Origin of the sequence: Pseudomonas sp. UW4, assembly GCF_000316175.1 — a bacterium.
GTDB lineage: Bacteria > Pseudomonadota > Gammaproteobacteria > Pseudomonadales > Pseudomonadaceae > Aquipseudomonas > Aquipseudomonas laurylsulfatiphila.
Window position 1 is genome coordinate 1318069 of sequence record NC_019670.1, and the last position, 23663, is coordinate 1341731.

General features: G+C 59.0%; 26 protein-coding genes. 18 read left to right on the plus strand and 8 right to left on the minus strand.

Going from position 1 to position 23663, the window contains the following annotated elements; genetic code table 11:
• Positions 1–33: 33 nt before the first annotated feature.
• Positions 34–930 carry a LysR substrate-binding domain-containing protein gene (locus tag PPUTUW4_RS05685; RefSeq protein ID WP_015093776.1) on the minus strand — a complete coding sequence of 299 codons (897 nt, stop codon included), beginning with the start codon at positions 928–930 and terminating at the stop codon, positions 34–36.
• A 107-nt stretch (positions 931–1037) separates the two neighbouring features.
• On the opposite strand from PPUTUW4_RS05685, the gene PPUTUW4_RS05690 reads away from it, so the two are divergent.
• The 8 genes from PPUTUW4_RS05690 (at position 1038) to rpoS (ending at position 8173) form a co-directional block, all read left to right on the plus strand.
• On the plus strand, positions 1038–2150 hold the full coding sequence (locus PPUTUW4_RS05690; RefSeq protein ID WP_015093777.1) for an S-(hydroxymethyl)glutathione dehydrogenase/class III alcohol dehydrogenase: 1113 nt from the start codon (positions 1038–1040) through the stop codon (positions 2148–2150).
• Positions 2151–2158: 8 nt separating this feature from the next.
• Positions 2159–3004 carry an S-formylglutathione hydrolase gene (gene fghA, locus PPUTUW4_RS05695; protein ID WP_015093778.1) on the plus strand — a complete coding sequence of 282 codons (846 nt, stop codon included), beginning with the start codon at positions 2159–2161 and terminating at the stop codon, positions 3002–3004.
• A gap of 44 nt (positions 3005–3048) precedes the next feature.
• Positions 3049–3522 carry a 2-C-methyl-D-erythritol 2,4-cyclodiphosphate synthase gene (gene ispF, locus PPUTUW4_RS05700; RefSeq protein WP_015093779.1) on the plus strand — a complete coding sequence of 158 codons (474 nt, stop codon included), beginning with the start codon at positions 3049–3051 and terminating at the stop codon, positions 3520–3522.
• Entirely contained in the window at positions 3519–4577 is a 1059-nt protein-coding gene (gene truD / locus PPUTUW4_RS05705; RefSeq protein WP_015093780.1) for a tRNA pseudouridine(13) synthase TruD, read from the plus strand. Before ispF ends, truD begins: the two co-directional genes overlap by 4 nt.
• Positions 4565–5314, plus strand: coding sequence for a 5'/3'-nucleotidase SurE (gene surE / locus PPUTUW4_RS05710; RefSeq protein ID WP_015093781.1), 750 nt, complete (start codon positions 4565–4567; stop codon positions 5312–5314). The genes truD and surE overlap by 13 nt, the downstream gene beginning before the upstream one ends.
• A 41-nt stretch (positions 5315–5355) precedes the next feature.
• On the plus strand, positions 5356–5991 hold the full coding sequence (locus tag PPUTUW4_RS05715) for a protein-L-isoaspartate(D-aspartate) O-methyltransferase (RefSeq protein ID WP_172435346.1): 636 nt from the start codon (positions 5356–5358) through the stop codon (positions 5989–5991).
• Positions 5992–6202: 211 nt separating this feature from the next.
• Positions 6203–7060 (plus strand): peptidoglycan DD-metalloendopeptidase family protein, encoded by an 858-nt coding sequence (locus tag PPUTUW4_RS27795; protein WP_015093782.1) that lies wholly within the window; start codon positions 6203–6205, stop codon positions 7058–7060.
• A gap of 105 nt (positions 7061–7165) precedes the next feature.
• Complete coding sequence (rpoS, locus tag PPUTUW4_RS05725; RefSeq protein WP_007990225.1) at positions 7166–8173, plus strand: RNA polymerase sigma factor RpoS; 1008 nt, start codon at positions 7166–7168, stop codon at positions 8171–8173.
• Positions 8174–8644: 471 nt separating this feature from the next.
• Here the strand turns inward: rpoS and fdxA are convergent, their stop codons facing one another.
• Complete coding sequence (fdxA, locus tag PPUTUW4_RS05730) at positions 8645–8968, minus strand: ferredoxin FdxA (RefSeq protein ID WP_007970729.1); 324 nt, start codon at positions 8966–8968, stop codon at positions 8645–8647.
• A 142-nt stretch (positions 8969–9110) separates the two neighbouring features.
• The gene (mutS, locus tag PPUTUW4_RS05735) at positions 9111–11690 is read right to left on the minus strand and encodes a DNA mismatch repair protein MutS (protein WP_015093783.1); all 2580 of its coding nucleotides are present in this window, start codon (positions 11688–11690) and stop codon (positions 9111–9113) included.
• A gap of 201 nt (positions 11691–11891) precedes the next feature.
• On the opposite strand from mutS, the gene PPUTUW4_RS05740 reads away from it, so the two are divergent.
• The 5 genes from PPUTUW4_RS05740 (at position 11892) to recX (ending at position 15386) form a co-directional block, all read left to right on the plus strand.
• Positions 11892–12635 carry an XRE family transcriptional regulator gene (locus PPUTUW4_RS05740; RefSeq protein WP_083884609.1) on the plus strand — a complete coding sequence of 248 codons (744 nt, stop codon included), beginning with the start codon at positions 11892–11894 and terminating at the stop codon, positions 12633–12635.
• Positions 12636–12809: 174 nt separating this feature from the next.
• Entirely contained in the window at positions 12810–13151 is a 342-nt protein-coding gene (locus PPUTUW4_RS05745) for a phage holin family protein (protein WP_015093785.1), read from the plus strand.
• Positions 13152–13267: 116 nt separating this feature from the next.
• Positions 13268–13768, plus strand: a complete 501-nt coding sequence (locus PPUTUW4_RS05750) for a CinA family protein (protein ID WP_015093786.1) — start codon at positions 13268–13270, stop codon at positions 13766–13768.
• Between the two features lie 83 nt (positions 13769–13851).
• Positions 13852–14910 (plus strand): recombinase RecA, encoded by a 1059-nt coding sequence (gene recA, locus PPUTUW4_RS05755; protein WP_007971148.1) that lies wholly within the window; start codon positions 13852–13854, stop codon positions 14908–14910.
• An 8-nt stretch (positions 14911–14918) separates the two neighbouring features.
• A complete protein-coding gene (recX, locus tag PPUTUW4_RS05760; RefSeq protein ID WP_015093787.1) occupies positions 14919–15386 on the plus strand; it encodes a recombination regulator RecX in 468 nt (155 codons plus the stop codon).
• 44 nt (positions 15387–15430) lie between these two features.
• Here recX and PPUTUW4_RS05765 read toward each other — a convergent pair whose 3' ends face one another.
• Entirely contained in the window at positions 15431–16549 is a 1119-nt protein-coding gene (locus tag PPUTUW4_RS05765) for a TIGR00730 family Rossman fold protein (RefSeq protein WP_015093788.1), read from the minus strand.
• Positions 16550–17035: 486 nt separating this feature from the next.
• Here PPUTUW4_RS05765 and PPUTUW4_RS05770 point away from each other — a divergent pair, with 486 nt between their 5' ends.
• Positions 17036–17230, plus strand: coding sequence for a hypothetical protein (locus tag PPUTUW4_RS05770; protein WP_015093789.1), 195 nt, complete (start codon positions 17036–17038; stop codon positions 17228–17230).
• Here the strand turns inward: PPUTUW4_RS05770 and PPUTUW4_RS05775 are convergent, their stop codons facing one another.
• Entirely contained in the window at positions 17231–17653 is a 423-nt protein-coding gene (locus PPUTUW4_RS05775; RefSeq protein WP_007971154.1) for a quorum-sensing-regulated virulence factor family protein, read from the minus strand.
• A 188-nt stretch (positions 17654–17841) separates the two neighbouring features.
• Between PPUTUW4_RS05775 and PPUTUW4_RS05780 the strand changes: the two genes are divergently transcribed.
• The 3 genes from PPUTUW4_RS05780 (at position 17842) to PPUTUW4_RS05790 (ending at position 19910) form a co-directional block, all read left to right on the plus strand.
• Positions 17842–18600 carry a tRNA-uridine aminocarboxypropyltransferase gene (locus PPUTUW4_RS05780; RefSeq protein WP_015093790.1) on the plus strand — a complete coding sequence of 253 codons (759 nt, stop codon included), beginning with the start codon at positions 17842–17844 and terminating at the stop codon, positions 18598–18600.
• 220 nt (positions 18601–18820) lie between these two features.
• Entirely contained in the window at positions 18821–19471 is a 651-nt protein-coding gene (erdR, locus tag PPUTUW4_RS05785) for a response regulator transcription factor ErdR (protein WP_007971156.1), read from the plus strand.
• 76 nt (positions 19472–19547) lie between these two features.
• Entirely contained in the window at positions 19548–19910 is a 363-nt protein-coding gene (locus tag PPUTUW4_RS05790) for a diacylglycerol kinase (RefSeq protein WP_015093791.1), read from the plus strand.
• Here the strand turns inward: PPUTUW4_RS05790 and PPUTUW4_RS05795 are convergent.
• Positions 19907–20833 (minus strand): LysR family transcriptional regulator, encoded by a 927-nt coding sequence (locus tag PPUTUW4_RS05795; RefSeq protein ID WP_015093792.1) that lies wholly within the window; start codon positions 20831–20833, stop codon positions 19907–19909. The genes PPUTUW4_RS05790 and PPUTUW4_RS05795 overlap by 4 nt on opposite strands.
• A gap of 145 nt (positions 20834–20978) precedes the next feature.
• Between PPUTUW4_RS05795 and fpr the strand changes: the two genes are divergently transcribed.
• Positions 20979–21758 (plus strand): ferredoxin-NADP reductase, encoded by a 780-nt coding sequence (fpr, locus tag PPUTUW4_RS05800; RefSeq protein WP_003443014.1) that lies wholly within the window; start codon positions 20979–20981, stop codon positions 21756–21758.
• A 184-nt stretch (positions 21759–21942) separates the two neighbouring features.
• Here the strand turns inward: fpr and tsaA are convergent, their stop codons facing one another.
• Both tsaA and PPUTUW4_RS05810 read right to left on the minus strand, forming a co-directional pair.
• Entirely contained in the window at positions 21943–22641 is a 699-nt protein-coding gene (tsaA, locus tag PPUTUW4_RS05805; RefSeq protein ID WP_015093793.1) for a tRNA (N6-threonylcarbamoyladenosine(37)-N6)-methyltransferase TrmO, read from the minus strand.
• Positions 22642–22826: 185 nt separating this feature from the next.
• Positions 22827–23597 (minus strand): SDR family oxidoreductase, encoded by a 771-nt coding sequence (locus PPUTUW4_RS05810; RefSeq protein ID WP_015093794.1) that lies wholly within the window; start codon positions 23595–23597, stop codon positions 22827–22829.
• Positions 23598–23663 lie beyond the last annotated feature (66 nt).

Consider the following 23663-nt stretch of genomic DNA (forward strand, 5'->3'; position numbering starts at 1 on the left):
CAGCCAATCTGTCACTGAGAAACACTGGTGGTTCTAACCCCGATACTCCGGCCGTTCGGCCAACCCTTCCTTCAGGTAGTCCACCAGTTTTCTTACCTTCGGCGACAAATGCCGTTGTTGTGGATAAAGCGCCCAAACCGCGGTGTTCGGTGGTTGATGCGCCTCCAACAACGAAATCAATGCGCCGCTCTTCAAATGCTCGAGCACGTAATAGTCCGGCAGCTGACACAACCCCACGCCCTGTAGCGCCGCGTCCAGTACGGCTTGCCCACTATTGCAGCGCCAATTTCCCTGGACTCGCTGGGAAAATTCCCGCCCGTTCTGCTCCAGTTGCCAGAGATCCGAACTGCCGATAAGGCAGTTGTGGCGACTGAGTTCCGACAGGCTGTGCGGCCGGCCGTAGCGCTCAATATAGGAGGGTGATGCGCAGAGAAACATGCGCCGTGGCGCGAGGCGGGTGGCAACCAGCCGTGAATCCTGCAAGCGCCCGAGGCGGATCGCCAGATCGAGGCCATCATGTACCAGGTCGAGTTGCCGATTGGTCAATTCGATATCGATGCGCAGTTGCGGATACAGCCCCATGAAACGGGTCACCAACGGCACGATGAAGCGTTCACCGTAAGCCACGGCGCACGTCATGCGCAGCATGCCTTTGGGCTCGCTGGTCAAGTCACCCACCGCGCGCAGTGCCTCTTCGCGGCCGTCCTGCAAGCGTTGGCAATGCTGCAGGAAAGTTTGCCCGGCCTCGGTCAGCGCGACCCGGCGGGTACTGCGGTAGAGCAAACGGGTTTGCAGGCGCTCTTCGAGGCGTACGATTTGTCGACTGATATGGGAGGAAGAAACCCCAAGGCGTTCCGCCGCAGCGGTGAACTGGTTGCACTCGGCGACAGCGACAAACTCGTCGATCCCTTCCCAGCGGTTTTCGGACATCGATGATTATCCCTGTGTGGCAATAATATTTTGCATTTACGTCGATTATTCATCGGTTGGCCATGTATTACACTCCTTGTCTCGTTTTTATTCACTGGAGAGTCATCATGATCAAGTCGCGCGCCGCCGTTGCCTTCGAGGCCAAGAAGCCCCTCGAAATCGTTGAAGTCGATGTCGCCATGCCCAAGGCCGGCGAAGTCTTGCTGCGCGTGGTGGCCTCCGGTGTCTGTCATACCGATGCCTACACCTTGTCCGGTGCTGATCCGGAAGGCATCTTCCCGTCGATCCTCGGTCACGAAGGCGGGGCGATCGTTGAAGCCATCGGCGAGGGTGTGACCTCCGTGGCGGTAGGCGACCATGTGATCCCGCTGTACACCCCGGAATGCCGCCAGTGCAAATTCTGCCTGTCGGGCAAGACCAACCTCTGCCAGGCGATTCGCGCGACCCAGGGCAAAGGTTTGATGCCGGACGGCACTTCGCGTTTTTCCTACAAGGGCGAAACGATTTTCCACTACATGGGCACTTCGACCTTCTCCGAGTACACCGTGCTTCCGGAGATTTCCGTTGCGAAAATCGCCAAGGAAGCGCCACTGGAAAAAGTCTGCCTGCTGGGCTGCGGTGTCACTACCGGTATCGGCGCCGTGCTCAACACCGCCAAGGTAAAACCGGGTGATACCGTGGCCATTTTCGGCCTCGGCGGCATCGGTCTGTCGGCTGTGATTGGCGCGGTCAAAGCCAAGGCTGCCCGCATCATCGCCATCGACATCAACCCGGCGAAGTTCGAGATCGCCAAACAGCTGGGTGCAACCGATTGCGTGAACCCTAAAGACTTCGATCGTCCGATCCAGGAAGTCATCGTCGACATGACCGACGGTGGCGTCGACTTTTCCTTCGAGTGCATCGGCAATGTGCAACTGATGCGCGCGGCACTGGAGTGCTGCCACAAGGGTTGGGGCGAGTCGGTCATCATCGGTGTTGCCGGTGCTGGTCAGGAAATCTCCACCCGTCCGTTCCAGCTGGTCACCGGTCGCGTCTGGCGCGGTTCGGCGTTCGGCGGTGTGCGTGGCCGTACCGAGTTGCCAAGCTATGTGGAAATGGCCGAGACCGGTGAGATTCCGCTGGATACCTTCATCACCCACACCATGGGCCTGGAAGATATCAACAAAGCGTTTGACCTGATGCATGAAGGAAAAAGCATCCGCTCCGTCATTCATTTCTGAGGTCTGTCATGAGCCTGGAAAACATATCCTGCCAGAAAAGCTTCGGCGGCTGGCACAAGCGCTATCGCCATCGCTCTGACGTGCTTGGCTGCGACATGGTGTTCGCCGTCTATCTGCCGCCGCAGGCGGAGCAGGGCGGCAAGCTGCCGGTGTTGTACTGGTTGTCCGGCCTGACCTGCACCGACGAGAACTTCATGCAGAAGGCCGGCGCCATGCGCATGGCCGCCGAGTTGGGGCTGATCATCGTCGCACCGGACACCAGCCCTCGCGGTCCTGATGTGCCGGGCGATCCGGATGGTGCCTGGGACTTCGGCCTCGGCGCCGGGTTTTACCTGAACGCCACCCAGGAACCCTGGTCGCGACACTATCGGATGCATGACTACGTTGTGCAGGAATTGCCGACATTGGTTGAAGCCCATTTCCCGGCGTCGGACAAGCGCGGTATCAGCGGCCATTCCATGGGCGGCCACGGCGCGCTGGTCTGTGCTTTGCGCAACCCGGGGCGTTATCGTTCGGTATCGGCGTTCTCGCCCATCAACAATCCGATGGATTGCCCGTGGGGGCACAAAGCCTTCTCCCGCTACCTGGGAGAGGACCGTTCGAAATGGCGTGAATGGGATGCCTGCGCGTTGATTGTCGAGGCCGATGAAAAGCTGCCGCTGCTGGTCGACCAGGGAGATCGCGACGATTTTCTCGCCACCCAGCTCAAGCCGGAAGCCTTGCAGCAGGCGACCAAACTGGCCGGTCATCCGCTGACGTTGCGCCTGCAACCGGGCTATGACCACAGCTATTTCTTCATCGCCAGTTTCATCGATGAGCACTTGCGGCATCACGCGCATGCTCTGGTTGGCTAATGCAGGTAGAATCACGCCCTGACAAAAATCGGGGCGTTTTTTTTATGCGTATTGGCCACGGCTATGATGTGCACCGTTTCGCTGAAGGCGATTTCATCACTCTGGGCGGTGTGCGCATTGCACACAGCTTCGGGCTGCTCGCCCACTCAGACGGTGACGTCCTCTTGCACGCCTTGAGCGATGCCTTGCTCGGCGCTGCGGCGCTGGGTGACATCGGCAAGCATTTCCCGGATACCGACCCGCAATTCAAGGGCGCCGACAGCCGTGCGCTGTTGCGTCACGTCGTCGCACTGGTCCATGCCAAGGGCTGGAAAGTCGGCAACGTCGACAACACCATCGTCGCCCAGGCGCCGAAAATGGCCTCGCATATCGAATCGATGCGCGCGCTGATTGCCGCGGATCTTCAAGTAGAGTTGGATCAAGTGAACGTGAAAGCTACCACCACCGAAAAGCTCGGCTTTGTCGGTCGCGAAGAAGGCATTGCCGTGCACTCCGTTGCCTTGTTGCTGCGCGCATGAACGAACTGCAATTGCTCGGCCCTCGGGCTTACGGTGAGGCCCTCGGCACGGCGGTCCTCAAGGCGATCGCGGAAGACTTCCAGGTCGACGAAGTCCTCGACATTCCCCTCAGTGGCGAAGGCGAACACCTGTGGATATGGGTGGAAAAGCGCGGCCTGAATACTGAAGAAGCGGCGCGCCGGATTGCCAAGGCTGCGGGTGTGCCGTTGCGTACCGTCAGTTATGCCGGGCTCAAGGACCGTCAGGCGTTGACTCGCCAGTGGTTCAGCGTGCAGCTGCCGGGCAAGGCCGACCCTGATCTGACAGCCGCGGAAAACGATACGCTGAAGATCCTCAAGACCGCCCGCCACAAGCGCAAGCTGCAACGTGGCGCGCACTCGGCCAACGGCTTCACCTTGCGCCTGACGCAGTTCGCCGGTGACAAGCCTGCGCTTGAAGAGCGTCTGCAACTGATCGCCAAGCAAGGCATCCCCAACTATTTCGGTGCCCAGCGTTTCGGCCATGACGGCGGCAACGTCGTCGATGCTCGCGCCTGGGCCGCACGCAAGGCCTTGCCGGAGCAGCGCAACGTGCGCTCGCGGCTGCTCTCCACGGCGCGCAGTTTTCTGTTCAACCAGGTATTGGCCGCACGTGTCGCCGACGGCACCTGGCAGCGTGCCCAGGTGGGCGATCTACTGGCGTTTACTGACAGCCGCAGCTTTTTCCCGGCAGGCGAAGCCGAGTGCAGCGACCCGCGCCTGGCGATTCTCGATCTGCACCCGACCGGTCCGCAGTGGGGCGAAGGTGACTCGCCGGCCACGGGGGGTGTCCATGAACTGGAGCAGGCCATCGCCGCACGCGAAGCGGATTTGCGTGATTGGCTGATCAACGCCGGTATGAGCCACGAACGTCGCATCCTGCGGCTGCCCATTGGCGGTTTGACGTGGCATTATCCCTCGCCTGACATTCTGCAACTGGAATTCGTCCTGCCGGCCGGATGCTTCGCCACCGTATTGGTGCGTGAGCTTGTTGATCTGGTGCCGGTGGGGCAGACGGACAGCCCATGCGTATTCTGATTTCTAACGACGATGGGGTAACAGCACCCGGTCTCGCCGCGCTTTATGCTGCGCTGGCGGATTACACCGAGTGCGTGGTTATCGCCCCGGACCAGGACAAAAGCGGCGCCAGCAGTTCGCTGACGCTCGACCGTCCGTTGCACCCGCAAACCCTGGCCAACGGCTTTATCAGCCTCAATGGCACACCAACCGATTGTGTGCACCTGGGCCTCAACGGCCTGCTGGAGCGCGAAGCGGACATGGTGGTTTCCGGTATCAACCTGGGCGCGAACCTGGGGGACGATGTCCTGTATTCCGGCACGGTGGCGGCGGCCCTTGAGGGGCGTTTCCTGAAACACCCTTCGTTTGCCTTTTCGCTGGTCTCACGCCAGGTAGAGAACCTTCCCACAGCTGCCCATTTCGCGCGCAAACTGGTTGAAGCCCATGCTGACCTGGATCTGCCACCGCGTACGGTACTGAACGTGAATATTCCGAATTTGCCGCTCGATCGCATCCGCGGTATCCAGTTGACCCGCCTGGGCCATCGCGCCCGTGCTGCGGCACCGATTAAAGTGGTAGATCCGCGGGGCAAGTCCGGTTACTGGATCGCCGCGGCCGGGGATGCCGAGGACGGTGGCCCGGGTACCGATTTCCATGCAGTGATGCAGGGTTATGTGTCGATCACGCCGCTGCAACTGGATCGCACCTTCAATGATGCCTTCAGAAGTCTGGACGGCTGGCTGGAGGGGCTGCGCTGATGGGTCGCGAACAAGACGATATGCTGCGTCGCGGCATCGGCATGACCTCCCAGCGAACCCGGGAGCGGCTCATCCAGCGCCTGTATGAAGAAGGTATCTCCAACGCGAGGGTGCTGGAGGTCATTCGCCGGACCCCGCGTCACCTGTTCGTCGATGAAGCGCTGGCGCACCGTGCCTATGAAGACACCGCGCTGCCGATTGGCAACAACCAGACCATCTCCCAGCCTTATATGGTGGCGCGCATGAGCGAGCTGCTGCTGGAGGCCGGTCCCCTCGACAAGGTGCTGGAAATCGGCACCGGGTCGGGTTATCAGACGGCAGTGCTGTCGCAACTGGTCGAGCGTGTGTTCTCGGTCGAGCGCATCAAGGTTCTGCAGGATCGGGCAAAGGAACGTCTGGTCGAACTGAACCTGCGCAACGTGGTGTTCCGCTGGGGCGATGGTTGGGAAGGCTGGCCGGCACTGGCGCCGTACAACGGGATTATCGTCACCGCCGTGGCGACTGACGTGCCCCAGGCATTGCTTGACCAGTTGGCACCGGGAGGCCGAATGGTGATCCCGGTCGGGGCCGGCGAAGTCCAGCAATTGATGCTGATCATCCGCGAGGAACAAGGTTTTTCCAGGCATGTTCTGGGAGCTGTGCGCTTCGTGCCATTGCTCAATGGGCCATTGGCCTGAGCATTTGTTTCGGCGCGCTGAATTCTCTTCGATTGCCTTTGTCTTACAGCGGCATCGATTGTTTCAACGGGATTCATCTTCAGGCAGCAAACGTGTGCGCGACAGCGATTCGCCACATTAAAGGTAAAGCGTGCACGGCCCGTTATACTTGCGACAGTTCATGCCGGACTCCGGTATTTAACATTTTCAGCCACCACAGAGGGAGCGGCGGGTGAGTCTCACAGTCATTGCGCAGCGTATGAGTAAAACGAGCTTTCAGCGCCTGGTGACTGGCCTTGTATTGAGTACATTGCTGGTCGGTTGTTCCAGCAACAAATCCAGTGATGTTCGTGTCGTGGACCGCAACAATGCGGCGGCTCAGCGTCCAGCCGTGACCACCGGGCAATACGTGGTGCGTCCCAAGGACACCCTGTTTTCCATTGCTTTCCGTTACGGCTGGGACTACAAGGCCCTTGCGGCCCGAAACAATATTCCCGCGCCCTACACCATCCGTCCGGGTCAGACGATTCGCTTTGATGGTCGTACCGGTTCAACGTCGACGGCGGTGGTCAGTTCGTCCAGTTCAACGCCTTCGTCGTCGAGTAAAACCACGGTCATCCGTCGTTCGGCAAACGGTACGACTACCAGCACAACGACAGTTGTACCGTCCGTCGCGAACAAACCTGCCCCCGCTCCGTTACCTCCTCCGGGGCCAGCCCCGACCGGCTGGGGATGGCCATCTAATGGCATTCTGATTGGAAAATTCTCTTCAAACGGTAGTTTGAATAAAGGAATTGATATCGCCGGAGATTTGGGACAGCCTGTTTTAGCTGCGTCTGATGGGACGGTGGTATATGCCGGGAGTGGCTTAAGGGGCTACGGCGAATTAGTGATCATCAAGCACAGTGAAACCTACGTTAGTGCCTACGGACATAACCGCAGGCTGTTGGTTCGGGAGGGGCAGCAGGTCAAGGTCGGACAGACAATTGCCGAAATGGGGTCAACGGGTACAGACCGGGTGAAACTGCATTTTGAGATTCGCCGCCAGGGTAAACCTGTAGATCCGCTGCAATTCCTGCCACGTCGTTGATCGCTTACCAGCCTGTTCCGTCGCGTAGAGGGGACAGGCTCCAGCGTTGCCAGGGAGAGAGGCGCCGCTTGAGCTTGAGGTCGAACTCACCAAAGGACTATAACAATGGCTCTCAGTAAAGAAGTGCCGGAGTTTGACATCGACGATGAGGTTCTCCTGATGGAGAGCAGCATTGATACGGATTCGATGTCGAATGATGAAGGGGCGGCTCCACCTTCCGTTCGTGCCAAATCCAAACACTCCGCATCGTTGAAACAACACAAGTACATTGACTACACGCGGGCACTCGATGCCACGCAGCTGTATCTCAATGAAATTGGTTTTTCTCCCCTCCTATCACCCGAAGAAGAAGTTCATTTTGCGCGCCTGTCGCAAAGTGGCGATCCGGCCGGGCGCAAGCGCATGATCGAAAGCAACCTGCGACTGGTGGTGAAAATCGCCCGACGCTATGTCAATCGTGGGCTGTCGCTACTGGACCTGATTGAAGAGGGCAACCTCGGTTTGATCCGGGCGGTGGAGAAGTTCGATCCGGAACGCGGTTTCCGTTTCTCGACCTACGCGACCTGGTGGATTCGCCAGACCATCGAACGTGCAATCATGAATCAGACCCGGACCATCCGGCTGCCGATCCATGTAGTCAAAGAGCTGAATGTGTACCTGCGGGCTGCGCGGGAACTGACGCAAAAACTCGACCATGAACCCTCACCCGAAGAAATCGCCAACCTGCTGGAAAAACCGGTGGGAGAGGTCAAGCGTATGCTCGGCCTTAACGAGCGTGTTTCCTCCGTTGACGTCTCGCTGGGGCCGGATTCGGATAAAACCCTGCTCGACACCCTGACTGACGACCGCCCGACCGATCCATGCGAACTGTTGCAGGACGACGACCTGTCCCAGAGCATCGATCAATGGCTCTCGGAACTGACCGACAAGCAACGCGAAGTGGTTGTACGCCGCTTCGGCCTGCGCGGTCATGAAAGCAGCACCCTTGAAGACGTCGGCCTGGAAATCGGCCTGACCCGCGAGAGGGTCCGGCAGATTCAGGTGGAAGGCTTGAAGCGGCTGCGCGAGATACTGGAAAAAAATGGTCTGTCGAGCGAGTCGCTGTTCCAATAAGGCACTCACTGCGATGGCATGAAAAACCCCGACTGGCTCGGGGTTTTTTATTGCCTGACCAGTAGACCGAATCCCCTCGGGATTTCGGTTTTGTGCTGTAAGCCCAGGCTTACACTTGCGTAAGTGTTCGTTATTTTTACACCCTGGCAATCGTCCATGCTGAACGCTTCTCGTTTTTATCTTTTTGATTTATATGGCTATTTTTTATTATTAATAACGTGTGACAGCTGGGCTTCGCGCCAAGGGGTGATTGATCCCGCGGGGGAACACTCTAGTATTGAGGTCGTGTCGACGGACAGACACGTCCTTCAAGGATGAGGGATAGGGAAATCGCAGGACGCGATTCATCAGGATGATGAAAAGGAACACAGGGAATAGGGAAAAAATGTGGGCGGGTTAAACCGCCCCTTTTTTTGCCTGCAGAAAAGCAAAAAGGCCCTTGTGGGGCCTTTTTCGCGAACGCGGGGGTAATCAGCGTTCGAGGTCTGCGATCTTGCCTGGCTTGCCATCCCATTCTGCGGAATCGGGCATTGGATCCTTGCGTTCGGTGATGTTCGGCCAGATATCGGCCAGTTCAGCGTTCAGCTCGATGAAGTTCTCCATGCCGGCCGGAACCTCATCTTCGGAGAAGATAGCCACGGCAGGGCATTCAGGTTCGCACAGCGCGCAATCGATGCACTCATCCGGGTGAATCACCAGGAAATTCGGGCCTTCGTAAAAGCAGTCCACCGGACAGACTTCTACGCAGTCGGTGTACTTGCACTTGATGCAGTTGTCGGTGACGACGAAGGTCATTTCTAATTTTCTCCTCAGGCGCGGCTTGCTGCGCCCCTTCTCGTAGGGGTCGCCAGGTTTGGGAGCGATAGTCTGCTGGCCAGGCTATTAGCCAGCAGCATCCCAAACCGCGCGAGATTCTAACAGCTTGCAAGCCGCTGCGTTAGATCCGTGTCTTCAGTGTATAGAGCATTTCGAGAGCACGACGTGGTGTCATGTCGTCCAGATCGAGCTTGGCCAGTTCCTCCAGCACCGGGTGTGGCAGGCTGGCAAACAGGTCGCTTTGCTGTGGAACCGCCGGTTTACCTTTGGCAGGTGCTGGCGACTCATGGGGCAGTGCGGTGTCTTCCAGGCGGCTCAAATGCTCGCGGGCACGGGTGATCACCTCACTTGGTACGCCCGCCAGCTGCGCGACCGCCAGGCCGTAACTCTGGCTGGCCGGGCCGGGCAGCACGTGGTGCAGGAACACGATGCGTTCATTGTGCTCGGTGGCATTGAGGTGCACGTTGGCCACCAGCGGCTGGGCCTCCGGCAGGACGGTCAGTTCGAAGTAGTGGGTGGCGAACAGCGTGTAGGCACGCAGATGCGCCAGGCGTTCGGCCGCCGCCCAGGCCAGCGACAGGCCATCGAAGGTGCTGGTGCCGCGCCCGACTTCGTCCATCAACACCAGGCTGCGCTCGGTGGCGTTGTGCAGGATGTTCGCGGTTTCGCTCATTTCCACCATGAAGGTCGAGCGCCCGCCAGCCAGGTCATCGCTGGAACCGATCCGGGTGAAGATGCGGTCGACGAGCGACAATTCGCAACTGGCCGCCGGCACGAAGCTGCCGATATGCGCCAGCAGCACAATCAGAGCGGTTTGACGCATGTAGGTGGATTTACCGCCCATGTTCGGGCCGGTGATCACCAGCATGCGGGTGTTGTCGTCCAGGCTCAGGTCGTTGGCCACGAACGGCGTGGTGAGCACTTGCTCGACCACCGGATGGCGGCCCTGGCTGATGCGCATGCACGGCTCACTGACGAAGCGCGGGCAGTTCAGGTCGAGGTTCAGTGCACGCTCGGCCAGGTTGCTCAAGACGTCCAGTTCGGCCAGGGCGCCGGCGGTGTCCTGCAAGGGTGGAAGTTGGGCGATCAGGTCTTCGAGCAGTGCTTCGTACAGCATCTTCTCGCGGGCCAGGGCGCGGCTCTTGGCTGACAATGCTTTGTCTTCGAACGCCTTGAGTTCCGGCGTAATGAAACGCTCGGCGCCTTTGAGCGTCTGGCGGCGAATATAGTCGGCCGGTGCCGACTCAGCCTGCTTGCTTGGCAGCTCGATGAAGTAACCGTGAATGCGGTTGTAACCGACCTTCAGGTGCGACAGGCCGGTGCGGGCCTTTTCCCGTGCCTCGAGGTCGATCAGGAATTGTCCGGCGTTTTCGCTGAGCGATTGCAGTTCGTCGAGTTCGCTGTCGTAGCCGGTTTTCAGTACACCACCGTCACGAATGACCGCGGGCGGGTTGTCGATGATGGCCTTCTCCAGCAGTGCCGCCAGCTCCGGGTAGGTGCTGGTGATGCTGGCGAGTTGCTGGAGGTGCGGGGCTTCAAGCTCCGTCATTGCCACTTGTAGTTCGGGCAGTGCGCCGAGGGCGTCACGCAAGCGGGCGAGGTCGCGCGGGCGGGCGTTGCGCAGGCCGATCCGCGCAAGAATCCGCTCGATGTCGCCGATTTCCTTGAGCTGCGGTTGCAGTCTTTCGAAGCGGTAGCCGTCGAGCAGGCAGGTGATCGAGCTCTGGCGCGCCAACAGCACCGTCAAATCGCGTAACGGGCGATTCAGCCAGCGGGTCAGCAGGCGGCTGCCCATGGCGGTCTGGCAACGGTCCACCACCGATTGCAGGGTGTTGTCGCGGCCGCCGGCCAGGTTGGTGTCGAGCTCCAGGTTGCGACGGCTGGCGCCATCGAGCACCACGGTGTCGTCGAGGCGCTCATGACGCAGGCTGCGCAAATGGGGCAGGGCGGTGCGCTGGGTTTCCTTGGCGTAGGCCAGCAGGCAACCGGCGGCGCCGATGGCCAGGGTCAGGTTTTCGCAGCCAAAGCCCTTGAGATCCTGGGTCGAGAATTGCTGGCACAGGCTTTTGAGCGCTGAATCGCGCTCGAAATCCCATGGCGCACGGCGACGCACACCGCGGCGTTTTTCTGCCGGCAGATCCTTGGGCCAGTCATCCGGGATCAGCAGCTCCACCGGGTTGACCCGCTCCAGCTCCGCCAGCAGATTTTCCCACCCCTTGATTTCCAGCACGCTGAAGTTGCCACTGGTGATGTCCAGCACCGCCAGACCGAACAGGCGCTCGTCACCCAGAACGGCAGCGATCAGGTTATCTCGACGCTCATCCAGCAGCGCCTCGTCACTCACCGTCCCCGGCGTGATGATGCGCACCACCTGCCGCTCCACGGGCCCTTTGCTGGTGGCCGGGTCACCGACCTGCTCGCAGATCACCACCGATTCGCCAAGCTTCACCAGTTTTGCCAGGTAACCCTCGGCGGCATGGTAAGGAATCCCGCACATCGGAATCGCCTGCCCCGCCGACTGTCCGCGGGCGGTCAGGGTGATGTCCAGCAACTTGGCTGCCTTCTTCGCGTCTTCATAGAAGATCTCGTAGAAGTCGCCCATGCGGTAGAACATCAGCTGGTCCGGGTGCTGGTTTTTCAGGCGCCAGTACTGCTGCATCATGGGGGTGTGGGAAGACAGGTCGGAGACGGCTTTATTCATCGGATTGTCAGGAAGCTCGTTGAAAGAGGTGGGGCAAAAGCGGGGCAACGGCCAGGCTTTTCCGCGATGGGCGCAAGGTTACCATGGGCGCTCTACCCGACGCAGGCATCGCGGCCGGGTGACCTCTTTTACGATGCAAAAAACAGGTCATGCATCGATTATGCAATTGGGCATTTGTCTTCTGCGAAAATAACCAGCACTATGCGCGTTATGCACAAACGCAACGTATCTACTGTCTTAAGGGCATTGCTCGATCAGCACGGGATCTCCCCCACGGAGCTTCACCGTCGTACCGGCGTACCTCAATCCACGCTCTCGCGTATTCTCAGCGGGAAGATCGTCGATCCTTCGGATCGGCACATTTCGAGAATTGCCGACTATTTTTCCGTGAGCACCGACCAGTTGCGCGGTCGCGCGGACGTCGCGCCCGCGACCATTGCCGGGCGCGCTCCTGTGCATTCGGAACTCAAGGATATCAGCCTGTGGGACGACGATACCCCTGTCGATGACGACGAGGTATCGGTCCCCTTTCTTCGTGAGGTTGAATTGGCAGCAGGATCGGGAAGATTCGTCATCGAGGAAAGCGAGCGCTCTAGCCTGCGCTTTGGGAAGCGTAGTCTGCGCCACAATGGTGTGCAGTTCGATCAGGCGAAATGCGTGACGGTGCGTGGCAACAGCATGCTGCCAGTACTGCGCGATGGCGCCACTGTCGGCGTGAATGCCGGCAAGTGCGGCATTGGCGATATCGTTGACGGCGACCTTTATGCAATCAATCACAACGGCCAATTGCGGGTGAAGCAGCTGTATCGCCTGCCGACCGGGATTCGCCTGCGCAGCTTTAATCGTGATGAACACCCGGACGAGGATTACACCTTTCAGGACATCCAGGAGGAGCCGATTGTTATCCTCGGACATGTCTTCTGGTGGGGCATGTACGCCCGCTAACACCCCCTGCGTTCAGATGAAACCCGCTTCCCGAGCGGGTTTTTTTCGTTTGCTGAAAGCATCGGATTGTCTCCTTGTATGCGTTTACGCATTGACTGAATATGCATAAATGCATAGTCTTGTTGCCTATCCATTCAAGAACACGGAATGACCGTTCACTCAAGGAGGCATGAAATGACCACTGAGCAATATGCGTTGCTGGACATGCCTCTTTGGCTGGTCATCAGCCTGCCAATACTCGGTGGCGTTACCGGTGAAATGTGGCGTGCCGATAAAGAGGGCGTTCGTGGCTGGCCCCTTATCCGGCGCCTGAGCCTGCGGTCTGGCTCCAGCATGATCTGCGGCGCCTCGGTCATCATGTTGCTGCACGCCGCCAATATTTCCATTTGGGCTGCTTGTGCAGGCGGTTGTTTGGCGGCGATGGCCGGGACTGACGTGGTTTTGGGTTTGTATGAGCGTTGGGCGGCCAAGCGCATGGGCATCAGTCAAGTTCCATCCGGCGACGTCGAAGATTGAATCCTCGGCAGGCCTTTTCCAGAGCCTCTGGTTCTTTACATTTTGATCGCCCCAGTCGCTTGCAAGTGCGGTCTGCTGGTGTACGGTTAACCCATCCCGCCCATCAGGAGATGACCGTGAAAGTAATCACCCAACTCGCCGCTGACCTTGGCAGGCAATTGCAGGTTCTCAATGCCCACGTTTCCACGGCCGAGTCCTGCACCGGAGGCGGGATCGCCGAGGCGATCACCCGTATTCCCGGCAGCTCGGCGTGGTTCGAGGCCGGTTATGTCACCTACTCCAATCTGCAGAAGAACCTGCAACTGGATGTTCCTGTGGAGTTGTTCACCACGGTGGGGGCGGTCAGTCGCGAGGTGGTCGAGGCGATGGCCAGGGGCGCGCAGGAGAAAAGTCGTGCGTATTTTTCCGTGGCGGTCAGTGGCGTAGCCGGGCCGGACGGTGGTTCGCCGAGCAAGCCGGTGGGGACGGTTTGGCTGGCCTGGGGGGTGGGCGAGCGAGTGTTCAGCGAGTTGCAACACTTCGCCGGTGACCGCGACGAGGTGCGCCGACAAACGGTGAAGGCCGCGCTAGAGGGGCTGCTGCGCTATGCCGCGGCAGAAATCTCAAATCAGGGGTAGGCGATCCGGAATCGCTGTGGAATAATACTGGCTACTTATACAGGTGTTGGCCGTCAGGCCTTATTGATTACGTGAGGACTTTAATGGACGACAACAAGAAGAAAGCCTTGGCTGCGGCCCTGGGTCAGATCGAACGTCAATTCGGCAAGGGTGCCGTAATGCGTATGGGCGATCAGGACCGTCAGGCGATCCCGGCCATTTCCACTGGCTCTCTGGGTCTGGACATTGCTCTCGGCATCGGCGGTCTGCCAAAAGGCCGTATTGTTGAAATCTACGGTCCTGAATCTTCCGGTAAAACCACGCTGACCTTGTCCGTGATCGCCCAGGCTCAAAAAGCCGGCGCGACCTGCGCATTCGTCGACGCCGAACACGCCCTCGATCCTGAGTACGCCGGCAAGCTGGGCGTCAACGTCGACGACCTGCTGGTTTCCCAGCCGGACACCGGCGAGCAGGCCCTGGAAATCACCGACATGCTGGTGCGTTCCAACGCGGTTGACGTGATCATCGTCGACTCCGTGGCCGCCCTGGTGCCAAAGGCTGAAATCGAAGGCGAAATGGGTGACATGCACGTGGGCCTGCAAGCTCGCCTGATGTCCCAGGCACTGCGTAAAATCACCGGTAACATCAAGAACGCCAACTGCCTGGTGATCTTCATCAACCAGATCCGCATGAAAATCGGCGTGATGTTCGGTAGCCCGGAAACCACCACCGGTGGTAACGCTCTGAAGTTCTACGCATCGGTTCGTCTGGACATCCGTCGTACTGGCGCGGTGAAGGAAGGTGATGAAGTCGTTGGTAGCGAAACCCGCGTCAAGGTTGTGAAGAACAAGGTGGCTTCGCCGTTCCGTCAGGCCGAGTTCCAGATTCTTTACGGCAAGGGCATCTACCTCAACGGTGAGATGATCGACCTGGGTGTTCTGCACGGTTTCGTTGAGAAGTCCGGCGCCTGGTATGCCTATGAAGGCACCAAGATCGGTCAGGGCAAGGCCAACTCGGCCAAGTTCCTGGCGGACAACCCGGAAGTCGCGGCAAAGCTGGAGAAGCAACTGCGTGACAAGCTCCTGTCCCCGGCATCTGTAGCAGACGCCAAAGCTTCTGCGGTCAAAGAGACCGAAGACGACCTGGTTGACGCTGATATCTGATCGAAGCGATGACCGCCGTACTCGATACACTCGTCGCGGTGCGGCGAACCGCAATGGACCTGCTCGCACGACGCGAGCACGGTCGAGTCGAGCTGACGCGTAAACTGCGTCAGCGCGGCGCCCTCCCTGAAATGATCGAAACAGCACTCGACCGGTTGACGGAAGAGGGGTTGTTGTCTGAAACCCGTTACCTCGAAAGTTTTGTTTCCTTCCGCGCCCGTTCCGGTTATGGCCCTTTACGCATTCGTGAAGAATTGAGCCAGCGCGGCCTGCAGCGCACCGATATTGAACTAGCCCTGCGTGAGAGCGGTATCGACTGGCAGGAGCAACTGGCCGATACCTGGCGACGTAAATTCTCCGGGCAATTGCCGGCAGATGTCCGGGAGCGCGCCAAACAAGGCAGGTTCCTGGCGTATCGGGGATACTCCATGGAAATGATCAACCGCCTGTTCAGCGGTCGAGGGATGGACGATTGAACTGAAACGGCCCGCTATTTCGATAGCGGGCCGTTTTTTATGCCTTACGTAACCTTTGACGACTCCCGCGTGCGTTGTTGTGCCTGGGATTTTGATTGTGCCCAGTTTTCCGGCAGGTTGATGTAGTCCACAAGTTCGCGCAGGCGGCCATGATTGCGGGCGTTGAAGTTGAAGACCAGTCGCGCCAGATGGCTGAATTCGGCTTCGTCGTGTTCTTCACCGCTGTAAGTGTGCTGATGGAAATGATCACTCAGGCACAGGTCGGCGAAAGCCTCCTGCATGTATTCGAGTGCCTGGTCGTTGAGTGAGTGATTCATGCGAATCAGGAACTGATGCTTGAGCCAGCGACTGGAGTGGAAGTTGCCGTAGAACTGGTTGATGTGCTCTACCGCTTCTTCGACGTTGTAGACCAGTCTCACCAGCTTCATGTCAGTGGGCAGGATGTAGTGGTTTTCCTCCAGTTGCTGGTGAATGAAGTCCAGTGCGCCTTGCCAGAATTTACCGCCCGGCGCGTCGAGCAGCACCACGGGCACCAATGGGCTCTTGCCGGTCTGAATCAGCGTCAGCACTTCCAGGGCTTCATCCAGCGTGCCAAAGCCGCCCGGGCACAGCACCAGGGCATCGGCTTCCTTGACGAAGAACAGCTTGCGGGTGAAGAAAAAATGGAAGGGCAGCAGGTTGGTCGTGCCGTCGACAGTGGGGTTGGCATGCTGCTCGAAGGGCAGGGTGATGTTGAACCCCAGGCTGTGTGTCAGGCCGGCTCCCTCGTGGGCGGCGGCCATGATGCCGCCACCGGCGCCGGTAATGACCATCATGTCCGAGCGCGCCAGAGCGGCGCCGAGTTCCCGGGCCATCCTGTAGAGGGGATGTTCCATGGGGGTACGGGCCGAGCCGAAAACAGTGACCTTGCGTCGTCCCTTGAATTGTTCGAGCACGCGGAAGGCCTGTTCCAGTTCGCGCAGGGCTTGCAGGGTGATTTTGGCGTTCCAGCGGTTGTGGTCTTCCTGGGCCATGCGCAGCACGGTCAGGATCATGTCACGGTAGATCGGGATATTCGGGCTGTTGGGTGAAATCAGCTTGAGTTGTTCTTCGACCTTGCTGAGGAGGTCGTGGCCGCTTTCTTCAAAATGACGGCTCAGGAGGTCATTCGGTTGGTAAGGCATTCAACTTCTCCTTCTGCACAGAACCTTCGGCCCGACAACGTACGTCGCGCCACGACACTTCATGTATCGCTGTCTGCCCAGGCCCATGCCTGGGCGATCTACTTGATCCGAAAGGCATCGGATCATCCAAACAGGTTCTGTTTTTCCCTTGGATGAAAGAAACAATCGCATAACACGACAAGCGACGGCCAGCCCCTTTCCAGCCCTGAAAAAGTGAAGGTGGACACCTGAAATCTAGACGTTCACAACGATTTGCGCTGATTGATCATTGCGCCACAACGTCTTTGCTGGCAACCGCTTATTGACGATTTGCAAGGTGGTTTCACCGCTCGTCTGAACAGGCGTCACGTGTGCCGCACTCTGATTTACTAAGTTACAGGTGCCGCACGACAACTTTGCGTCAACGGCAGGACGCACGGTATATGCAGTTCAAGGATTTAATCGCTCAAACTCAAACATGAGTGAAGTGCAGGGAGGCGGGAAACCATGGCCAGAGTCGTTCTGGAGGTCGATACGCAACTGTATCGATTGTTGAAGTCATCAGCCGAGGCCAATCATTTGAGCCTCGAAGAGGAGTGCTGCCGGCGTTTGCGTGGCGGCGAACGCCGTTCGCGTTACTTGCAGGCGCTGCTGGCAGAATTGCGCGCCGAAGATGAACAGCGGCGCGCCAATTCCCGGTGATTACTTTTTCTTCTTGGCCGGTTGCAGGCAATCCGATTCCTGGAAGCTTGCGGAGCCAACCGGACGGTTGGTCTTCACCTCGGTGAAGTCGTAACGCATGATCGCGCCCTTGGCCATCAGCTTGCGAAACCCTTCGTTTCTGCAGACAGAAGCGCCCAACTGGAAGTACACCGCCTTCGGGTCTGCACGCATCTTGTCGGCGTGGCTGCTCTGCACACTCAGGTGGTTGATCAGCTGTTTGCCTTCAACGGTGTAGCCTTGATCGAGTATGTCTTCGTTGATCGCTCGAGGAGTGCCGACGCTGCTCTGGGTGGCGACGTTTTGCAGCATTTTGTTCAGTTCCGTGTCTTTCAAAGACGCAGCCTGGGCATTGAGGGACGACGCCAGCAAAATGGCCGCGGTAGGAACGATAAGGCGCAGCATGAAACTCTCCTGGTTCAGTGATGGGGGGTTGACCCGTCACGTGACTGTGCGTTCAGTGGCGGCGAATTATAGGGGAGGCGGGCTGGACGGTACAGGCTTGCACCGGGCGGTCTGGTAAACTGCTGGCACTTTTTACCCTGTCGAGTGTTTTTCGTGTCGAGTTCCCTTCTCTGTGGGCGTTGCCCGCTATGAGCACTACCCCCACGCGCTTTGCTTTGAATGCCGTAGCCCGCTTGCGCGATCAGCGTGAGGAGGAAGGCATCAAGCCGATTCAGGCCCGCGGCTGGCGTGCGCCGCGTTGCCGTGACTGCCGGGTGATCGAGAGCCACTGCCTGTGCGCATGGCGTCCGCAGGTCGCGACCCGCTCCGGCGTGTGCCTGATCATGACCAACAAGGAAGTGTTCAAACCGAGCAACACCGGTTGGCTGATCGCCGATGTGGTCCCTGACAACCATGCCTTCATCTGGTCCCGTACGGAGGTCGATCCGAAGTTGCTGGCGCTGTTGTCCGACCCGCAATGGCAGCCCTACCTGGTGTTTCCCGGTGAGTATGTCGAGCCTGAGCGGGTGACAAACAGTGTGGATGTCGATGGCGCGAAGCGTCCGTTGTTCATTCTGTTGGACGCGACCTGGACCGAGGCGCGAAAGATCTTTCGCAAGAGTCCCTATTTCGATCGATTGCCGATCCTCAGCCTGCTGCCCGAAAAACTCTCGCGCTACCGGTTGCGCCGCTCGACCCGCAGCGAGCATCTGTGCACGGCGGAAGTGGCGGCGCTGTGTCTCGACCTTGCGGGCGATGTCGACGCAGCCTCGGCGCTGGATGCTTACTTTGATGTGTTCAGCCAGCATTACCTCGACGCCAAACATCAGTTGGACATGAACGTTTCGACCCCGGCGCATGCCGAGTTGATGGCCTATGTCCAGTCGGTCACTCCATGGGTGGGCTGATTGTCGCTCATACTGCAATAAACTGTACCGGGCATGCTGCTTGACCACCCCGGCTTCGCTGGGCATGCTTGGCGCCGATCAGGGTGCGGCCAGCGTTCGTAATGGCGTTTCTTGCGTTGAATGTGCCTGGTCAGTGCAGCTCCATGGCTGTGCCTTGAGGTGCTTTGGCGAGGTCCGAATGCATCGGGCGTCCCATAAAAAAAACAGGATCATTTGAAAAATGGCCACATACGAAATCCTGATTGCCGATGACCACCCACTGTTTCGTAGTGCCTTGCATCAAGCGTTGACCCTGGGCCTTGGCCCGGATGTCCGTCTGGTGGAGGTGGCGAGCATTGCCGAACTGGAAGTCCGCCTGACGGAAAAGTCCGACTGGGATCTGGTACTGCTGGACCTGAACATGCCGGGGGCCTACGGTTTTTCCGGGCTGGTCCTGCTGCGCGGTCAGTACCCGCAGATTCCGGTGGTCATGGTCTCGGCCCAGGAAGAGCCGACCATCATGGTCAAGTCCCGTGAATTCGGCGCCAGTGGTTTCATTCCCAAATCCAGCGACTTGAGTGTGATCCAGAAAGCCGTGCGTGCGGTCCTCGATGGCGATGTGTTCTGGCCACCGCAGGCGTTCGAAGCGGTCAGCGTTTCGGCAGAGGCCAAGGCGGCCAGCGAAGGCCTTGCCAGTCTGACACCGCAGCAATTCCGCGTGCTGACCATGGTCTGCGAAGGCTTGCTGAACAAGCAGATCGCCTACGAGTTGAGTGTTTCCGAGGCGACTATCAAGGCGCACGTGACCGCGATTTTCCGTAAACTGAATGTGCGGACCCGGACCCAGGCTGCGCTGCTCTTGCAACAACTTGAGTCAACTTCCAGCCATTAAAGGCTGGCAACTTCACGCTTTTTTGACTTTGGTTGAACTAGCTTTCCCACTTCCTTTTTTGTCAGTTGCCTACTCTATGTCACCTTTCAAAGGCCAGACCGGTCTGAAACGTATTCTCAATGCCTCCGGGTATTCGCTGGACGGCCTGCGCGCAGCCTTCACCGGCGAAGCCGCCTTTCGGCAACTGGTATTGCTCAACGTCATCCTGATTCCCTTGTCGTTCTTCCTGAATGTCAGCCGGGTCGAACAGGCGTTGTTGATCGCGGTATGCCTGTTGGCGTTGATCGTCGAGTTGCTCAATTCGGCCGTGGAAGCGGCCATCGACCGCATTTCCCTTGAGCGGCACCCGCTGTCCAAGAATGCCAAGGACATGGGCAGTGCCGCCCAGTTCGTGGCATTGAGCATGATTGCCCTGGTGTGGGCGGTCATCCTGCTCTAAGCGATCGTCGGTAGCACGATCTCGTCGCTGCGCTGAACCCCGGCGGTGAAGGCGCGGCACAGATCGAGGAATTCGCGCATCGCCGAGGTCTGATATTTCTGTTTATGCCAGATGAAATAAAACTGTCGCGCCAGATCCAGATCCGGCGTTTCGACAGGCACCAGGCTGCCGCGGCGAAATGCGTCACGCAAAGCCAGCCGGGAAATGCAGCCAATCCCCAAACCTGATTCCACCGCGCGCTTGATCGCTTCGGTGTGCTCAAGCTCCAGGCGGATATTCAAGGAAGAACGGTGATGACGCATGGCTTGATCGAAGGTCAACCGTGTGCCGGAACCCTGTTCGCGCAAGATCCAGGCTTCGTGGCTCAACTCGTCCATGGTGGCCGTGCCGCGCTGGGCCAGCGGATGCTGAGGGGCGCAGAACACCACCAGTTCGTCCTCGACCCAGCTTTGCACTTCGATGTCCGGGTGACTGCAGTCGCCTTCGATCAGACCCAGGTCAATTTCATAGTGGGCCACCTGCTGCACAATGTTGGCAGTGTTCTGCACATGCAGCTTCACCTGGCTTTCCGGATGGCGCTGCATGAAGCTGCCGATCAGCAGGGTGGCCAGGTAATTGCCGATGGTCAGGGTCGCGCCCACGGCCAGCGAGCCGAAACCGGACTTGCCGTTGAGCAGGTCTTCGATTTCCTTGGCCTGGTCCAGCAGGGCGACAGCTTGCGGCAATAGTTGTTTGCCGAGGGCGTTCAGGCTCAGCCGTTTGCCGGCGCGGTCGAACAGTTGGCAGCTGCACTGGCGCTCCAGTTCGGTGATCGAGGTGCTCGCCGCCGATTGCGAGAGGTTGAGCAGGCCCGCAGCACGGGACACGCTTTCCTGCTGGGCGACGGCGACGAATACTTGAAGTTGACGGAGAGTAAATCGCATATCGATATAACCGATAACCCTTATCTTAATAATCCATTTAACAGATATTGTCTCTGCCTTTAGAATGCGATGCAATTGCGCAGAGCTGGCTTTCTTGCAGAGCACACCGAACACGCGCAGACCAATCTCCAGGAGTCCCACGTACATGAGCAACATGAACCACGAGCGTGTCCTCAGTGTTCACCACTGGAACGACACTCTGTTCAGCTTCAAGTGCACCCGTGATCCGGGCCTGCGCTTCGAGAACGGTCAGTTCGTGATGATCGGCCTGCAACAGCCCAACGGCCGCCCGCTTATGCGCGCTTACTCGATTGCCAGCCCGAACTGGGAAGAGCATCTCGAGTTCTTCAGCATCAAGGTGCCTGATGGTCCGCTGACTTCGCAGTTGCAGCATCTGAAGGAAGGCGACGAGATCATCATCAGCAAGAAGCCTACCGGCACGCTGGTGCTGGATGACTTGAAGCCAGGCAAACATTTGTACCTGCTCAGCACCGGTACCGGTCTGGCGCCGTTCATGAGCGTCATCCAGGACCCGGAAACCTACGAGCGTTTCGAAAAAGTGATCCTGTGCCACGGCGTGCGTTACGTCAACGAAGTCGCTTACCGCGAGTTCATCACCGAGCACTTGCCGCAGAACGAATTCTTCGGCGAAGCCCTGCGTGACAAGTTGATCTACTACCCGACCGTGACCCGCGAGCCGTTCGAGAACGAAGGCCGCCTGACCGACCTGATGCGCAGCGGCAAGCTGTTCAGCGACATCGGTCTGCCCCCGATCAACCCGCAGGACGACCGCGCCATGCTGTGTGGCAGCCCGAGCATGCTCGACGAGACCAGCGAAGTGCTGAACAGCTTTGGCCTGAAGGTTTCGCCGCGCATGCGCGAGCCGGGTGACTACCTGATCGAGCGTGCGTTCGTAGAGAAGTGACCGCAGGTCACGTTGTAGGAGCGAGCCTGCTCGCGATGGAGGTCAACGATAACGCGGGAAGCTTGATACCCAGCGGCGTCCTCAGGTTTTTCGCGAGCAGGCTCGCTCCTACAGTAGATTTGCAGCGCATCTGAAAAGCCCGCATGACTTGGGAAGGTCATGCGGGCTTATTCGTTTCCGGCGTTCAGCCCTTTGCAGGAATGACTTCCAGGACGCGGATCAGCTCCGGTGTCGGGTAATGCCAGCGCACATCCAGATCCCAGAACTGCGCGCCGTATTCCCGCTCGGGTGCCGGCGTTTGATAGGCCGGGCGTGGGTCTTGCGCCAGGCATTGCTCGATCAGCTCAACCAAAGGCTCATCAAGGCGCCGGGCATGCTCGTGAGCCTGCAGCAGTGCTGAGTCCGTCCACTGCACGGGAATCAGCTGCGGCGCAGCGCTGGCGATGCTGTTGGCGGCTGTATCGACGATGTCGGCGTAGGGTACGTAGGGCTTGATATCGAGAATCGGCGTGCCATCAAGCAAATCGATGCCCGAGATCCACAGGCGGTTGGCTTCGACCCTGTCCAGTTTCACCACCGATTGCCCGATGCCATTGGGGCGGTGGGTGGCGCGGGTGGCAAACACGCCCATGGATTTATTGCCGCCGAGGCGAGGGGGGCGGACCTTCAGGCGAGGCTTTTCTTCCAGGGCCTGGTGGAACAGGAACAGCAGCCACACGTGGCTGACCTGCTCCAGGCCCTGCACTGCATCCCCTTGATCGAACGGAGCCACCAGTTCCAGTACCCCACGGGCAGCCGGGGCCAGTTGTGGCTGGCGCGGAATGGCGAACTTCTCCTTGAAGCAGGAGCGTACGAAGCCGATGGGGGAAACGCTGTAGGTCATGGTTTGGGGTCGAGGCGGGAAGAGGGTGGGCATGATAACCCGATCAACCATTGCTTAGGCGGTGCCTGTCATTCCGTCATCGCGGGCAAGCCCGCTCCCACAGGGATCCCAGGCGTATACAAGTTTTGTGTGCGCTAGAGAACCTTGTGGGAGCGTGGCTTGCCCGCGATGGGCACGCCGCCGATCTACAGACTGAACCCGCCATCCAACGGAATGATGTTCCCGGTCATATAGGCTCCGGCCGTGCTCGCCAGACTGATCGCCAGCGCCGCCATCTCTTCCTCGCGGCCCCAACGCTTCATTGGAATCAGCGCCGAATCCTCAGCCAATGCCTGTTCATCATTGCCAATGTGCCGGGTCATCTTGCTCGGAAAGCGACCCGGGGCGATCACATTGACATTGATGTGCTGGCTTACCAGTTCGCGCGCCAGAATCCTCGACAGTTGATGCAGCGCCGCCTTGCTCGGCCCGTAGGCATACGCCTGTTCGCCGAATGATGAAATCCCGGCCACCGAACCAATATTGATGATCCGCGCGGGATTTTGCGCTGAACCGGCCTTGCGCAGCAGGGGGAGCAATTGCTGGATACAGTTGAATACCGATGTCACGTTGAGCTGCATGACTTTTTCCCAGCCCTTGATCGGGTAGCTCTCCAGTGGTGCACCCCAGGTGGTGCCGGCATTGTTCACCAGGATGTCCAGTTGGGAAATCTGCTCGCCCAGGCGTGTGGCCAGTTGCAGGACGCCCTCTTCGGTGGCGAGGTTGGCCACCATGGCGTGGCAGTGTCCAAGCGCTCCGAGTTCGTCGGCGGTTTGCCGGCAGGCTTCGGCGTCGCGGGCGCAGACGTACACGGTGGCGCCCGCCTCGATGTAGGCCTTGGCGATCATCTTGCCGATACCACGGGTGCCGCCGGTCACCAGGGCGGTGCGGCCTTGCAGGGAAAAGTAGGGATGCATGGCGAATCCTGAGGGCTTAGGTCTTTACACCCTAGTCGTCAGCCGTTCGAAACGGAGCCACTATTT